We start from the raw sequence: 15,500 nt of genomic DNA, 5'->3' as shown, positions 1-15,500 counted from the left end.
GAATGCGTGAGGCGTCACGGGGGCTTGGGCTCCTGCGTGAAAGGGATGCATTGTCGCGCCAGCACGACATCTCGTTTCGCCTCGACGGCGGCTTTCGAGTATCATGCCCCCCGCGACCCGAGACCTTCGGGACAATGACTTTTCATTCATGCTGCTGCAGAGGCTTCCTTCGTCATGCTCGAACTGCGAGGCGCGAGTGCCCTTTCTTCCTTTCGTCATGCCAAATTGTTGAGCGTGTTACGCGAAACGGGTGCCGAGATCGACCATCTTGACGCGACATACGCGTACTTCATTGCCACTCGGCGCGACCTCGACGAGGCGGCCCTGGCGCGCTTGACCTCGCTTTTGGATGCCCGCGTCGATGTGCCTGAGGCTTCTGGTCATCACGTACTGGTCGTGCCCCGGCTGGGCACGTTATCTCCGTGGTCATCGAAAGCCACCGAGATCGCGCGTAACTGCAACCTGGACGGTGTGGTCCGCATCGAGCGGGGCATCGCCTACGATATCACGTTCAAAACCGAACCGAATGACCAGACCGTGCATGCCGTGCTCGGTCACCTGCACGACCGTATGACGGAAAGCGTGCTGGCCGAGGCCAGCGAGGCCGAGCGTCTGTTCGAGGAACAGCCGCCGCGCGAGCTTGCCTTTGTCGATGTTATCGGCGGTGGGCGCGGTGAACTGGAGTTGGCCAACCGAACCCTGGGGCTTGCGCTTGCCGACGACGAAATCGATTACCTGATCGAGGCCTTTGGCCAGCTTGGACGTAACCCGAGCGACGTCGAACTGATGATGTTTGCCCAGGCCAACTCCGAGCACTGCCGGCACAAGATCTTCAACGCCTCCTGGTCGATCGACGGCGAAGCTCAGTCGCACTCGCTGTTCAAGATGATTCGCAACACCCATCAGCAAAACGGCGAGAACGTGTTATCTGCCTACAGTGACAACGCCGCGATCATCAAGGGCGTGACGGCCGGCCGATTCTTCCCGGCGCCGAATACGCACACGTATGGCTATCATCAGGAACCGATTCACATCCTGATGAAGGTGGAAACCCACAACCACCCGACCGCGATTGCGCCGTACCCTGGTGCCGCGACCGGTGCCGGCGGTGAGATTCGAGACGAGGGCGCCACCGGCATTGGCGGCAAGCCCAAGGCGGGTTTGACCGGCTTTACGGTCTCGAACCTGCGCATTCCCGATTTCGTCCAGCCGTGGGAGGCCTTCGACTACGGCAAGCCCGGGCGCATCAAGAGCGCCATGGACATCATGATCGAGGCGCCGATCGGCTCCGCCGCGTTCAACAACGAGTTCGGCCGGCCCAACCTCAACGGCTACTTCCGAACCTACGAGCACGACGTGATCAGCGGCAACGGCGTCGAACGTCGGGGTTATCACAAGCCGATCATGCTGGCCGGCGGCTACGGCAACATCCGTGACGGCCACGTGGACAAGCGCGAGATTCCGGTTGGGGCCAAGCTGATCGTCATGGGCGGGCCGTCCATGCTGATCGGCCTTGGCGGCGGCGCGGCCTCGAGCACGGCCTCGGGCCAGTCCAGCGAAGACCTTGATTTCGCCTCCGTTCAGCGTGAAAACCCCGAGATGGAGCGGCGTGTTCAGGAAGTCATCGACCGCTGCTGGGGCATGGGTGACGACAACCCCATTCGGTTCATTCACGACGTCGGCGCCGGGGGCCTTTCAAACGCCTTGCCGGAGCTTGTGAAGGACGGCGACCGGGGTGGGCTGTTCCAGCTCAGAGACATTCCAAGCGCCGAATCCGGGATGAGCCCGCTGGAGCTTTGGTGCAACGAAGCGCAGGAGCGCTACGTGCTGGCGGTGGCGCCCGAGCAGCTCGAGGCCTTCGACGCGCTGTGCGCGCGTGAGCGCTGCCTCTACGCCGTCGTCGGCGAGGCGCTGGAAGAGCATCATCTGGAAGTAAGGGATGGGCACTTCAATACCTCGCCCATTGACCTGCCGATGAGCCTGCTCTTTGGCAAGACGCCCAAGATGCACCGTGAGTTCACTCGGCAGTCGCATGAGCTTGCCGGTGTCATGCTCGATAATCTCGACCTTCACGAGGCGATGACCCGCGTGCTGCATCTGCCGGCGGTCGGGTCCAAGAGCTTCTTGATCACCATCGGTGACCGCTCGATCACAGGGCAGGTGGTGCGTGATCAGATGGTCGGCCCCTGGCAGGTGCCGGTGGCGGACTGCGCCGTGACCACAGCAGGCTACGACACCCATGCGGGTGAGGCGATGGCGATGGGTGAGCGAACACCGGCCGCGCTGATTTCGGCGCCGGCGTCGGCTCGAATGGCGGTGGCCGAGGTCATCACCAACCTCGCCGGCACGCCGGTCGAACGGCTTTCCGACATTAAGCTCTCGGCCAACTGGATGAGCGCTGCGGACCATCCGGGCGAAAACCAGGCGCTTTATGAGGCGGTTCACGCCGTGGGCATGGAGTTGTGCCCGGCGCTTGGGCTTGCGATTCCGGTCGGCAAGGACTCGATGTCGATGCGTACCGCCTGGAACGATGACGACCGTGAAAAGGCGGTGACCTCACCGCTGTCGCTGATCGTGTCCGGTTTTACGCCAGTCACCGATACCATGAAGACGCTGACGCCGGAGCTCAAGCGCGGTGAAGGCGAGACCGATCTGATTCTGATCGATCTCGGCCGCGGCAAGAATCGCCTCGGCGGCTCGGCGCTGGCTCAGGTCTACGGTCAGCTCGGCGCCGAGACGCCGGACGTTGATGACCCTGAAGACCTGATGGCCTTTTTCTCGGTCATGCAGGGCCTGAACGCCGACGGCGCGCTTTTGGCCTATCACGACCGCTCCGACGGCGGCATGTTGACCACGCTGGTCGAAATGGCGTTTGCAGGCCATGTCGGCCTCGACATCAACCTCGACTGGCTCGCCGAGGCGCCGGCCGAGGCCACCAACGCGCTCTTTAGTGAAGAGCTCGGTGCCGTGGTTCAGGTCCGCCGCAAGGACACCGAGGCGGTGCTGGCCCAGCTCAATGCGGCAGGGTTTGACGGCGCCTGTGGGGTGGTGGCGCACCCGCGTGAGGACGACGTGATTCGTGTGGCGCTCTTCGGGGAGCCTTTAATCGAATCCACACGCGTGGAAGCTCAGCGCATCTGGGCTGAGACCAGCTATAAGCTGCAGGCGCGCCGCGACAACCCGGCGTGCGCCAAGTCCGAGTACGACAGCCTGCTGGACGCGCGCGACCCGGGTCTGTTCGCGGAGCTGTCGTTTGACGTCGATGAGGATGTGGCCGCCCCGTTCATCAATAGCGGCGCTCGTCCGAAAATGGCGGTGCTTCGTGAGCAGGGCGTCAACGGTCACATGGAAATGGCGGCGGCGTTCGACCGCGCTGGTTTCGAGGCCATCGATGTGCACATGAGCGATGTGCTTGCCGGTCGCGTTTCGCTTGCCGAGATGCAGGGGCTGGTGGCCTGTGGCGGGTTCTCGTTCGGTGACGTCCTCGGTGCCGGCGGCGGCTGGGCCAAGTCGATCCTGTTCAACGACCGGGCACGCGATGAGTTCGAGGCGTTCTTCAACCGAGACGACAGCCTGGCGCTTGGCGTGTGCAACGGCTGTCAGATGTTGTCGCAGCTTAAATCGCTGATTCCGGGCGCCGAGCACTGGCCGCGATTCGTTCGCAACGAGTCCGAGCAGTTCGAGGCGCGCGTTTCGATGATTCAGGTCGAGTCCTCGCCGTCGCTGTTTTTGAACGGTATGGAAGGCTCACGCCTGCCGGTAGCTGTCGCTCATGGCGAAGGTCGGGTCGAGGCCTCGAGTGACCAGCTTCGAACGCTTCAGGACAGCGGCCTGGTGGCGATGCGCTACATCGACAACCACGGCCAGATCACCACGCGTTATCCGGCCAACCCCAACGGGTCGCCGTCGGGGGTCACCGGCCTTACGACCACGGATGGACGAGTCACCATCATGATGCCCCATCCGGAGCGGGTTGCCCGGGCGGTCACCAACTCCTGGCGTCCGGATGATTGGACTCAGGACGGGGGCTGGATGCGTCTGTTCCGTAACGCACGGACCTGGCTTAATTAATACGCCGCGCATCAGCGTTGAAAGGGCCGCACACCAGTGCGGCCCTTTTCGTTTGGGGCTCATTTGCTTCGGGCGCGCTTGTTTCGGGTGCGAGGTGATCTGGTCAATCGAGGAGCGCAGTCGTCAGGCCGCCGGCGCGGGGCGAGCATCCTTTTGAGGGGACACGCCGAAGTAGCGCTTGTACTCCCGGCTGAACTGGGACGGGCTCAGATACCCCACCGTGCGCGCAACCGAACTCACGTTCTGTTCGGCCTGGGCCAGCAGGCGGCGGGCGTTCAGGAGTCGCACCTGCTTTTGATACTGGAGCGGGGACAGACCGGTGATCTGCTTGAAATGGGAATAGAACGCGGACGTGCTCATGTGGACGGTACGCGCCAGCGCCTCGACCGAAAACGCCTCATCGAACCGGGTTTGAATGTGCTCGAGCACGCGTCCGATCCGCGCGTAGGCGTGCTGTCCCTGCTGATAGAGCAGGTGCTTGAGCGCGTCGCCCTGGGGGCCGCGTAGCGCGTGAAAGATGGCTTCCCGCAGGCGGTCCTCACCGAGCGCCGCCGCCATGACCGGGTCATCGAGGCAGTCGAGCAGGCGAAGCAGGCTCTCGATCAGCGTATCGTCGAGTGCGATGGCTTCCATCGGGTAGGGCGGCTCGGGCGCTGGCGGTGGCAGGTGCCGAACCAGTGTGGTCAGCCGCTCGGGAGTAATGCGGATCAAGAGCCCCAGTAGCGGGGCATCCGCGCTGGCAAGCGTTTCGCACTCGAACGGCAGTGGCATGGCCTGAATCAGGTAATGCCCGGCGCCGTAGTACAGCGTGCGGTCGCTCAAGTGGGCGTACTTTCGCCCCTGCGCGATGATCACAAGACCCGGTTCATAGAGTTGGGGCTGGCGCGATTGGCTTGTGTGCAGGCGCATGGTTTGAAGCGCGGCCATCGAGGTCGGCTGAATCCCTTCCTGCCTGGCGTGGGTATCGATGCGCTCGATCAGGCGCTCGAGCCGCTGGCCGTTCAACGACGGGCTGTCCTTGGTGGCACGCATGCTGGAAGTGTCCTCAAGCATTTGAGACGGGCTTGGCCTTGCCGGAGGCGCGCCCGATCTTTCGGGCGCGGGTGGGCTCACGCGCTGGCAGGCTCGACGTGGTGTTCGAGCGGGGCGGTCAGCATCGCGTTAACGCCGTCACGGTAGGGCAAATAGTGGGGCATGTGCGTGTGGTGTTCGAAGGCGGCGCGGTCGGTGAAGCGGGCCGTTAAGGTCACGACAGTGTCGCCGTCGCCTGCGGTATCGAGCTCGAACTGTTCGCAGCCGATCTCGAACGCGAGTGATTCATCGGCGTCGTGGCGGGCCATCGCCAGGAAGTCATCCAGGGCGTCGGAGGCGACGGTGTAGCGTTGGGTCATGATGACGGCTGAAGTGCTCACGAGGGGTTCCCTTCTGATAGTGGAGAATAAGTGGGTGAAAATATGCTCAGTGAATGCGCGGGGCATGGCCCATGCCGAGGCGCTCATGAAGCTCGCCGGTGGCGCTTTTCAAAAGCTCGACCAGCCCAGGCAGCAGGGCGGCGCCCTGATCGGGGCCGCTGACGAACTGCTCGACGCTCAGGTGCAGGCCCTCGCTGTGCAGGACGATCTTGGCGGCCTTGATGGCGTTCATTACATCGTTGGCCGCCTCGAGCAGAATGGCGCTGTCGTCGTCGGCCGAGGTCTGCCAGGCGTTTGGCAATATCAGCTGGAAGAACGCCGGCTCATCGTCGGCAACGACCAGCATGAACTCGATGTCGTCGCTGATCAGCCGGGCAGCGTGGGGGTCGACCACCTCGCTTTCGATGCCGTGTGCGTCCAGAGGCGCTAGGTAGCGCGCCAGATTGGGGTTTGGCTCCATGCGTTCTCCTGGTGGTGCCGCTTGTTTCATGGCTCGGCCGGCTTCATCATGGGCCCCGGTCTGTTGTGGTGTCCAGGTTCATTATGTCTTTAGCGCTTCGCCCTTACCAAACGGAAGCCGTGCGTCGGGTCGTGCGCCACTTCAAGACGTCGAGCGACCCGGCTGTCGTCGTTTTGCCAACCGGCAGTGGCAAGAGTCTGGTGATCGCCGAGCTTGCCCGGCTGGCGCGTGGGCGCGTGCTGGTGCTCGCCCACGTTCGCGAGCTGGTCGAGCAAAACCACGCCAAATACGAGGCCTATGGGCTATCGGCCGACATTTTCAGCGCCGGCCTTTCTCGCAAGGACAGCGCCCGGCAGGTGGTGTTTGGTTCCGTCCAGTCGGTTGCCAACGGTCTCGAGGCATTCGAGGGCGGTGATTTCACGCTTTTAGTGATCGATGAGTGCCACCGCGTGGCGATCACGGAAGATACAGAGCGTGCGTCACAGTACCAGCGCGTGATTGAGCATTTGAGGGCGGCCCGGCCCGATCTCAAGGTGCTGGGGCTTACGGCGACGCCGTTTCGGCTCGGCCATGGCGCGATCTATCACCGCCATTATCATGGCATGGTGCGCGGGCCCGAGGACGCCTTCTTTCGTGACTGTGTGTTCGAGCAGCCCCTTCGAGTGATGGTGCGCCAGGGCTATCTCAGCGAGCCGGTGCTGATCGATGCACCGATCGCCAACTACGATTTTTCCCACCTTGTGTATGGCAACCGCTCGGCGCCGAGCGAGGCCGAACTGAATCGGGTGGTGCAGGGCAATCGGGCGACGCCGCGGATCATCGAGGATGTGCTCGAGCGTGCCCGGGACCGCTCCGGGGTGATGATCTTTGCAGCGACCGTTGCCCACGCCGAAGAAGTGCTTGGCTATCTGCCCCTTGATGAGTCGGCCCTGATTACCGGGGCAACGCCTGGGGACGCGCGTGAGCGCCTGATCGAGGCGTTCAAAGCGCGCCAGCTCAAGTACCTGGTCAATGTGTCGGTATTGACGACGGGTTTCGACGCCCCGCATGTGGACGTGATCGCGATCTTGCGTCCGACCCAGTCGGTCGGGCTTTATCAGCAGATTGTGGGGCGTGGGCTTCGGCTGGCGCCGGACAAGAAGGATTGCCTGGTGCTCGATTACGCCGGCAACCCCTGGGGATTGTACGAGCCGGAGCTTGCCGCGCCCAAGCCCGCCGGCGACACCGAGCTTGTTCAGGTAACGTGCCCTCAGTGCACATTCGCCAATATGTTCTGGGGCAAGATGGACGGTGACGTGCTGCTTGAGCACTACGGCCGGCGCTGTCAGGGCCTGGTCGAGACCGAGACGGGTAAGCGGATTCAATGCGATTACCGTTTCCGGTTCAAGACCTGCCCGCAGTGCGGGGCGGAAACCGACATTGCCGCCAGGCAGTGCCATGCCTGCCAGACGCTGTTGGTCGATGCCGACACCAAACTTCGTGACGCCCTGAAGCTCAAGGACGCCAAGGTACTGCGCGTGTCGGGGATGGAGCTTGTGGCGACCCCCAACGGTCGCGGGATGACGCGGCTGAAGGTTGTCTATCACGACGAGGACGGCGCGACCCTTGAGGAGTGGTTTGCCCTCGATACCGGCCCACAGCGCCACGCGTTCGAGCGGGCGTTTTTGCGGGCGCACCGCCGCGTTCCGGGCGAGACATGGGTGCCGGGTTCGTGCGAGGACATGGTGGCCCGGCGCGATCAGGTGCGCGCGCCGGATTTCGTCATTGCGAGGAAAGTCGGTCGGTACTGGAACATTCGAGAAAAACTCTTTGATTATGAAGGGCGATTTCGAACCGCGGACAGCGCTTCCTGACGCATGAGTCGATACACTGGTACAATGCGTTTTTCCTGCCGTTTGGACCTGATACCCCGTCATGAGTGACACGCCCTCGGCTCAAAACAGTGACCCGGTCAACGCCCGTGCCGTAGATGAAGCGCCGCGTGCCTGGCTTGCCCGAGTCAACGATGAGCCGGTCACCGAACTGCCTGAAGATCTCTACATTCCTCCTGAGGCGCTCAGGGTCTTTCTGGATTCCTTCGAGGGGCCGCTTGATCTGCTTTTGTATCTGATTCGGCGTCAGAATCTGGACATCCTTGCGATCAACGTGGCGGCGGTTACCCATCAGTACATCGAGTATGTGGAGCTGATGGAGGTCTCAGGCATTGACCTCGCGGCGGAGTATCTCTTGATGGCAGCGATGCTTGCCGAGATAAAATCGCGCACACTGCTGCCGCGCCCGCCGAAAGGGGAAGACGAGGATGAAGAGGACCCTACCGCGACGCTGGTGCGACGGCTTCAGGAATACGAACAGATCAAGCAGGCCGCAGAGACCCTCGATACGCTGCCTCGACAGGGGCGCGACTGGTTTGGGCCGCAGGTTGGCCTTCCTGACATCGAGCCTCGGGTCATCTACCCCGATGTCGAGCTCGATGCGTTGCTTGGTGCCCTGAAGCACGTGATGCACCAGGCATCGCTGACTCAGTCGCACCAGATTTCCCGCGAAACGCTGTCGACACGTGAACGAATGATGGCGGTCATGACTCGGCTCGACGGGCAGGGATTCGTTGCGTTCGAGGCGCTGTTCACGCTCGAGGAAGGGCGGGCTGGCGTGGTGGTCACGTTCATGGCGATTCTGGAACTTGCCAAGGAGCGGTTGCTCGAGATCGTACAGAACACGCCGACCTCGCCGATCCATGTGCGGGCGCGGATAGCGAGCGACGGCGGTGAAACGGATGAGGGGGACAGCAGCCCCGACGATGAACCGGCCTTCGAAGTGCCGGCCATCGACAACGAAGTGTCACGAGATGGGGAGTAATGTGAGTCGTGAGGACATTACCCTCGAGCAGATTCTCGAGGGCGTATTGCTGGCGGCGGGCGAGCCGCTGATGCTCGAGCGGCTGGAGGCGGTGTTCGATGACCATGAGCGGCCGACCCGGCTCGAGCTCAAGGCGGCGCTGGACCGGCTGGCCAGTACGCTTGAGGGCAGCGCGCTATCGTTGTCACACACGGCGTCAGGCTACCGGTTAAATGTTCACCAGCGGCTCTCGCCCTGGATTTCAAGGCTCTGGGAGGAGCGACCGCAGCGGTATTCGCGGGCCCTTTTGGAGACGCTTGCGCTTATCGCGTATCGTCAGCCGGTCACCCGGGCCGACATCGAGGACGTACGTGGCGTGTCGGTCAGTGCCTCGATCATGCGAACGCTCACCGAGCGCAACTGGGTGCGGGTGATCGGTCATCGGGATGTGCCGGGCCGGCCGGCCGTGTACGCCACCACACGAACATTTTTGGACGACTTCGGGTTGAGTACGCTGGATGAACTTCCGCCGATGCACGAACTCGAAGCGACAGAGCAGGCAGGCGATGACGGTCGCGAAAATGACGCTTCCGAGCGCCTGCCTGACGAGGGTGACGCAGACGCGTTGCCCGAAACGCCCCCCACTGCCTCATCGGTGAACGTCGCCGAGAGGGAGGATCACGCCGAGAAGGCGTCCACGCGATCATCGCTGGATTTTGCCGCCTTGGGGCAGCGTTTGAACGAGCGTCGTCAGGCCCGTGAAGACCACGGCGACGACGAGACGGACGATGATGAGAAGAGTAGCGATGACGACTGAAAAACTGCAGAAAGTATTGGCCCGCTCCGGGTTCGGCTCGCGCCGGGAAATGGAAGGTGCGATTTCACAGGGGCGCGTTAGCGTCAACGGCAAGACGGCCCAGCTGGGTGACCGCATCGGGCCGAGCGATCAGGTCAGCCTCGATAGCCGACCGGTCACGCTCAAGACAATGGATGAAACGCCGCGGCGCGTCATCATGTACAACAAGCCCGAAGGTGAGCTCTGCACGCGGCGCGACCCTGAAGGGCGCCGCACGGTGTTTGACCGGCTCCCGCGTCTCAAGGGTGAGCGCTGGATCGCGGTTGGCCGGCTTGATATCAACACCAGTGGCTTGCTGCTGTTTACCACCGATGGTGAGCTCGCCAATAAACTGATGCACCCCTCGATGCAGGTCGAGCGGGAGTACGCGGTTCGCGTCATGGGCAATGCGACCCAGGCGCAGGTACAGGCCATGGTCGAGGGCGTCATGCTCGAGGATGGCCCGGCGAACTTTACCGACGTGCAGGAATTCGGCGGTGAAGGGATCAACACCTGGTTTCATGTCGTGATCCTTGAAGGGCGCAATCGTGAAGTGCGAAGGCTCTGGGAATCCCAGGGGCTGACGGTCAGCCGGCTCAAGCGCGTGCGTTACGGCAATATCTTCCTGGATAAGCGGGCCAAGGCCGGCGAGTGGACCGAACTGACACAGGAAGAGGTCGACGAGCTTTCAAACCTTGCCGGTATCGAGGCCAAGCGCGTGCCGGAGCTTACGCCTGACGAGAAAAACCGCTGGAGCCGCGACAAGGACAAGCGTCGCCCGGTTCGGGGTGTCGGCCCATCGAAAAGAGGGGAATCGCGCGGTGGTCCATCGAAAGGCAGTGAGTCGCGCGGCGGCTCATCGAAGCGAGGGGAATCGCGCGGTGGGTCGTCGAAAAGCGGTGACTCGCGCGGCAATGGACGACCTTCGTCGAAGAGTTCCGCCCGAAACGCCCCGCCGAGTCGCAAACGTTAATTTCGATAAGTGCTTGCATCGATAGGCGAATAACAGTAATATTTGCGCCGCGTTGAGCGGGTCGTTAGCTCAGTTGGTAGAGCAGTTGGCTTTTAACCAATTGGTCGTAGGTTCGAATCCTACACGACCCACCACTTGATCAATGTCAGTGGTGGCGCTCTCAACGTTTCGGTCGGGGTCGTTAGCTCAGTTGGTAGAGCAGTTGGCTTTTAACCAATTGGTCGTAGGTTCGAATCCTACACGACCCACCATCCGACCGTAGGCGCGCATGTGCCTTGTATGGGTCGTTAGCTCAGTTGGTAGAGCAGTTGGCTTTTAACCAATTGGTCGTAGGTTCGAATCCTACACGACCCACCAGACTCAAAGCCCCGATCTCGAAAGAGGTCGGGGCTTTCTGCGTTTGGCTGTCTTGATCGCGCGGGACGCCATGGCGCCGGGTGGTTGTCTTTTCTGCTGTAGCGTGTTTTCCCGTCCGTCAATCGCCTTTTGCCACTTCAGTCCGGTGCTGTGTTGGTCGATACTTGATCGAACAGCCGAGATGTTTTTCTCGGCCCCTCCATATTTTAATCGGGGCACTGCCGTGAGTGTGATCACACCGTTAATCGATACGTTGATGCACCAGGTGCTGGGGCGCCGGGCTCAGATGGAGCGCTTCAGCGCTGAGGGCGCGCAGAACAAGGTGCTCTCGGTCAACGCCATTCGAGGCGATCAGGGCCTGAAGCCCGGTCAGGAGCACTTGAATCGGCCCCCGCAGATTCAAACCGATTTAACCTCGAACCGCTCGGCCAGCACCCAGCGTGGCGCGCCGGAGGCCGGGCTCTATGAGCGACTCCAGCCCAAGGATCAGGCGAGCGTGAACCAGAACTCGCCTCGGTCAGTGAGTTTTCGGTTTTCCCAGGAAGGACAGACGCTGTCGACGCTTTTGGCTCGTTACGGCGACGTCAAGACTTCTGTCAACGTGGCGTCCAGCGCCCTGATTGGCGGTGGCAAGACGCCGGCCCCCGAGACCATGGCGCAGGCACTTAGGCAGCAGGTCTCTCAAAGCGGCGTGTTCTACGAGGCTCATCTTGCCAAGTGGTTCAAAGGGGAATGGCCGACCGCGCAGTTAAAACGTGAGCCTCAGGGTCAGTTGCCGCCCTGGACGAATGCGCGTGCGGCGCCAGGCGGTCAGGCGGGTTCGCCGTTATCAACTTCTACGCCCGTCACATCGTCGACGCCTGCCTCACCGGGCCAGGCCGCGGGCTCGGCGCTTCCCGGTGCGCCCGCGGCACCCGTTGCCGGGGGCGCCCAGGCAACAGCCGCGCCGATGGCCGCCGCGAGTCAGGGGGCTGCGCCTGCGGGCTCAGCTGCCCAGGGCGGTGCTGCTGGGCAGGCACAGAACGCAACTGATACGGCGGCTGCGCCCAGGATGGATGTGCGAACGATTGCTCATGAGGCGACGCATCGGGTGATCAGTCATCAGCTTGAAAGTCTGACTACCCAGACCGTTCGTATCGAAACGTTATTGACGCCACAGATTCCGGTATTGATCGACATCGCCGAGCAGCGGCCGCTATCCGAGCATGATTCGCTCTATAGAGACGACGATGAGAATTCGCGTTCTGGGGAGGACGGCGAGGCGAGTGCGTGGCGCTCGACGCTGTCGCTCGAGCTCCCGACGCTTGGAGCGCTTCACTTCGAGCTTCAAATGACCGGCGATGGGCTTGCCATTCGCGGTCAGGCGTCTCAGACGCGCGCCATCGACCAGCTTACCGCTGCGCGTCAGCAGTTGATGGACCTTATGGCGGCGGCGGGTCTCAATCCACGCCGTATCGATATCAAGGCGCCCGATGATGCGCATGAGGAGGCAGCCAATGAGTGAGTCGTCTCCCCGTGAACAGCGCGCCGCCGCGATCAGCTATAACGCAAGCGACGCTGCCCCGCGCGTGGTGGCCAAGGGGTATGGCACCACGGCGCAGGCCATTTTAGAGCGGGCCGAGGAGCATGGACTTTATGTGCATCGTTCGGAGGAGCTGGTCGATCTCCTGATGCGCGTGGATCTGGATGAGCGCATTCCGCCGGAGCTTTATCGGGCGATTGCTGAAGTGCTTGCCTGGGTCTATGCGCTTGAGCAGCAGCTATCCAGCGCGCCTGAGACCGAGGAGCTTCGACCAAACGATGATGCGGTTTGACGATCCCGGGCGTACCATGAGCCTCGGGTAGCTTGTCGCGGATAGCGGGCAAGCCTTCATGACCTGTGGGGGGAGCCCCCGCATATCGGAGTGATAGACACATGACCGAACTGCTTGATCGCGATCAGGTGCGTGAGCATCTGGTGCGTCCCTATACCCCTCAATCGAGCTCATCCGATCAAAAGCGCCAGATCGAGCGCATCAAACAACTGCTGATCGAACGCGATGCGACCCTGGTCGCGCATTACTACACCGACGACGTGCTGCAATCGCTTGCCGAGGCCACCGGCGGCTGCGTGGCTGACTCGCTTGAAATGGCCCGATTCGGCTCTAAAAGCCCCTCTAGCACGCTGGTCGTTGCCGGCGTGCGCTTCATGGGCGAGACCGCGAAAATGCTCTCGCCTGAAAAACGAATATTGATGCCGACGCTCGAGGCGACCTGCTCGCTGGATATCGGCTGCCCCGCGGCGGAATTCTCGGCCTTTTGCGACGCTCATCCGGATCGAACCGTGGTTGTCTATGCCAATACCTCGGCCGAGGTCAAGGCGCGGGCCGACTGGGTCGTCACCTCGGCGATTGCGCTCGATGTGGTCGCGCACCTGCATGAAAAGGGCGAGAAAGTGCTGTGGGCGCCCGACAAGCATCTGGGGCGCTATGTGGCTGAGCAGACCGGCGCTGACATGCTGATGTGGGACGGCGCCTGTATCGTGCATGAGGAGTTCAAGGCCAAGGGCATTCTCGACATCAAGCGTGTCTACCCGGATGCGGCGGTGCTGGTGCATCCGGAGTCACCTCAGTCGGTGGTGGACCTTGCCGATGCAACCGGGTCCACCTCTCAACTGATCAACGCCGCCAAGGCGCTGCCGCACGATACGCTGATCGTTGCAACCGATCGCGGTATTTTCTACAAGATGCAGCAGGCGGTACCGGAAAAGCTGCTGGTTGAGGCGCCGACGGGCGGCAATGGGGCGACGTGTCGAAGCTGCGCGCACTGCCCCTGGATGGCGATGAACGCGCTCGACAACCTCGAACAGTGCCTCAAGGAAGGTCTTGGCGAAGTCACCGTTGATGAGGCCGTTCGGGTTAAGGCGCTGGTTGGGCTTGATCGGATGCTTGCCTTCAAAAGCGGGCGCTGACTTGCGTCGTTTGTCCTTGAAAAGGCCTCCCTCGGGAGGCCTTTTTCGATAGGGCACTTTTCTGAAACGTTTGGCGTTTCGATGTTCTTGTGTGCTCAGAAATCGTCGAGTGCGTGCCGGTAGCGTTTGAACGCGTCGCGTCGGTCACGGATCTTGCTTGCCAGTACGAAGTTCTGTTCGGCGCGCGCCTGTCGCTCTGCGATGTCCAGTTGTGCAAGCCCCTTGTCGATCCGTCCGGTCAACTGCAGCTGCTCGGCGAGGGCGAGGTGGCCTTCGGCCTCGCGCCCGCTGCGACCGGCGGCCTCGGACAGCAGCGACCAGACTTCCGGATCCTCGCCTTGAGCTTCGGACAGGCGTTTGAGGACGGGATAGGCCTTGGCGGGCGACAGGTTCAAAAGCGCACGCCCTTCGATCATGCGGGCCGGGTAGTTGTCCGGCGCCACGGTTAGTAGAGTGCGGGCGCGGTCAAGGGCGTCCTGAAAGCGGTTGGCGTCGAGGGCCACGTCGGCAGCGCTGTTTTGAAGCATCGAATCGTCAGGGTGATCTCGGATCATGCGATCAAGGCTTGAAAGCGCCTGGTCCGTTTCATGATTGACGGCGTGGGTCATGGCGTCGAGGTAGCGAAGCGCTTCGGGAGACGGATTGTTTTCCTTGAGGCGGTTGCGCGCCGCCGTCGGGTCGCTCATGTTCATCGCCAGAAGTACGCGGGCCCGGATCATGTCATAGGTGGTGTCGTCGGCGGCGCCTCGACCCTGACCGAGCTGATCGGCTCGGGCTTCGGTGGCGCTGATGCGGGCTTCGGTCAGAGGGTGCGTCAGCAGAAATTCCGGTGGTGTAAAGCCCTGAAGACTTGCGAGATTTTGAAGGATTCGAAACATCTGTGGCATGGCGTGGGGGTCGTAGCCTGCTTGCGCCAGCGTATCGAGGCCGACGTCATCGGCCTCGCGCTCGTACTGTCTTGAATAGGTCAGCATACGTTGAGCGTAGGCGGCCTGTGTGCCCATGACCGTAGCCGCACCGAGTCCGCCTCCGCCACCGCTGGCGGCCAACACCACGCCGGTCAGCAGGGCGGTCAGCATGGGAATCTGACTTTCATTGCGCGCCTCGACCTGGCGTGCAAAATGATGCTGGGAAAGATGGCCCAGTTCATGGGCAAGCACCGAGGCGAAGGTGGCCTCGGTCGGTGCGTAGGCAAAAAGCCCCGTATGGATGCCGACAACGCCGCCAGGAACGGCAAACGCGTTCAGAGTGCGGCTTGCAACGAGGGTCACGATCAGTTGTTCGCGTTCAAGGCCGCTGTAGGGCAGCAGTTTGTGAAGGATACGCTCAACATAATGACGCGTAATGGGGTCGCGCCAGGGCGTGGTCTGGGCGCGAAACTGACGCAGCCAGGCCCGGCCGAGTCGAAATTCATCGGCGGGGGACACCGCGCTGCTCGCGCCACCCAGGGCGGGCAGTCCATACTCGTTGGCCGCCAGGGCGTGCTGCGCCGGCAGAGGACTTGCCAGCAGTGAAAGACTTGCAATCCATGCCAGATGCGTTTTCTTCATGCCGTTGACCCCGACCTGTGCGATACATCCTGTTGATTGATTTGTCTGGCAAAGTGC

Annotated in this window: 12 protein-coding genes and 3 tRNA genes; 11 read left to right on the top strand and 4 right to left on the bottom strand. The window is 62.2% G+C overall.

Annotated features, from left to right (window positions below; translation table 11 throughout):
* The first annotated feature begins 174 nt into the window (after positions 1–174).
* Positions 175–4,071, top strand: a complete 3,897-nt coding sequence (gene purL, locus NAT49_RS05250) for a phosphoribosylformylglycinamidine synthase (RefSeq protein WP_251591350.1) — start codon at positions 175–177, stop codon at positions 4,069–4,071.
* Positions 4,072–4,194: 123 nt separating this feature from the next.
* Here the strand turns inward: purL and NAT49_RS05245 are convergent, their stop codons facing one another.
* From NAT49_RS05245 to NAT49_RS05235, 3 genes are all read right to left on the bottom strand, one after another.
* Positions 4,195–5,103: an AraC family transcriptional regulator gene (locus NAT49_RS05245; protein ID WP_251591348.1), complete on the bottom strand. Its 909-nt coding sequence runs from the start codon at positions 5,101–5,103 to the stop codon at positions 4,195–4,197.
* Between the two features lie 77 nt (positions 5,104–5,180).
* Complete coding sequence (locus tag NAT49_RS05240; RefSeq protein WP_251591346.1) at positions 5,181–5,483, bottom strand: putative quinol monooxygenase; 303 nt, start codon at positions 5,481–5,483, stop codon at positions 5,181–5,183.
* Positions 5,484–5,529: 46 nt separating this feature from the next.
* The gene (locus tag NAT49_RS05235; protein WP_251591344.1) at positions 5,530–5,943 is read right to left on the bottom strand and encodes a hypothetical protein; all 414 of its coding nucleotides are present in this window, start codon (positions 5,941–5,943) and stop codon (positions 5,530–5,532) included.
* Between the two features lie 83 nt (positions 5,944–6,026).
* Here NAT49_RS05235 and radD point away from each other — a divergent pair, with 83 nt between their 5' ends.
* From radD to nadA, 10 genes are all read left to right on the top strand, one after another.
* Entirely contained in the window at positions 6,027–7,796 is a 1,770-nt protein-coding gene (gene radD / locus NAT49_RS05230; protein ID WP_251591342.1) for a DNA repair helicase RadD, read from the top strand.
* A 61-nt stretch (positions 7,797–7,857) separates the two neighbouring features.
* Entirely contained in the window at positions 7,858–8,799 is a 942-nt protein-coding gene (locus NAT49_RS05225; protein WP_251591340.1) for a segregation and condensation protein A, read from the top strand.
* Positions 8,789–9,595: an SMC-Scp complex subunit ScpB gene (gene scpB, locus NAT49_RS05220; protein ID WP_251591338.1), complete on the top strand. Its 807-nt coding sequence runs from the start codon at positions 8,789–8,791 to the stop codon at positions 9,593–9,595. Before NAT49_RS05225 ends, scpB begins: the two co-directional genes overlap by 11 nt.
* Positions 9,585–10,586, top strand: coding sequence for a 23S rRNA pseudouridine(2605) synthase RluB (rluB, locus tag NAT49_RS05215; protein WP_251591329.1), 1,002 nt, complete (start codon positions 9,585–9,587; stop codon positions 10,584–10,586). The genes scpB and rluB overlap by 11 nt, the downstream gene beginning before the upstream one ends.
* A 58-nt stretch (positions 10,587–10,644) precedes the next feature.
* Positions 10,645–10,720, top strand: a tRNA-Lys gene (locus NAT49_RS05210).
* 41 nt (positions 10,721–10,761) lie between these two features.
* Positions 10,762–10,837, top strand: a tRNA-Lys gene (locus tag NAT49_RS05205).
* Between the two features lie 30 nt (positions 10,838–10,867).
* Positions 10,868–10,943: transfer RNA gene (locus NAT49_RS05200), tRNA-Lys, on the top strand.
* 223 nt (positions 10,944–11,166) lie between these two features.
* Complete coding sequence (gene fliK, locus NAT49_RS15055; RefSeq protein ID WP_251591327.1) at positions 11,167–12,447, top strand: flagellar hook-length control protein FliK; 1,281 nt, start codon at positions 11,167–11,169, stop codon at positions 12,445–12,447.
* On the top strand, positions 12,440–12,757 hold the full coding sequence (locus NAT49_RS05190; protein ID WP_251591325.1) for an EscU/YscU/HrcU family type III secretion system export apparatus switch protein: 318 nt from the start codon (positions 12,440–12,442) through the stop codon (positions 12,755–12,757). The genes fliK and NAT49_RS05190 overlap by 8 nt, the downstream gene beginning before the upstream one ends.
* Before the next feature lie 101 nt (positions 12,758–12,858).
* The gene (gene nadA / locus NAT49_RS05185; protein ID WP_251591317.1) at positions 12,859–13,893 is read left to right on the top strand and encodes a quinolinate synthase NadA; all 1,035 of its coding nucleotides are present in this window, start codon (positions 12,859–12,861) and stop codon (positions 13,891–13,893) included.
* A gap of 95 nt (positions 13,894–13,988) precedes the next feature.
* Here the strand turns inward: nadA and NAT49_RS05180 are convergent, their stop codons facing one another.
* Complete coding sequence (locus NAT49_RS05180; protein WP_251591315.1) at positions 13,989–15,443, bottom strand: M48 family metalloprotease; 1,455 nt, start codon at positions 15,441–15,443, stop codon at positions 13,989–13,991.
* Positions 15,444–15,500: the final 57 nt, after the last annotated feature.

It is taken from the genome of Larsenimonas suaedae, from assembly GCF_023712105.1.
GTDB classification, from domain to species: Bacteria; Pseudomonadota; Gammaproteobacteria; order Pseudomonadales; family Halomonadaceae; genus Larsenimonas; species Larsenimonas suaedae.
The sequence above is the reverse complement of the archived record's forward strand: the minus strand, read 5'-3'. Positions and strand labels throughout refer to the sequence as shown.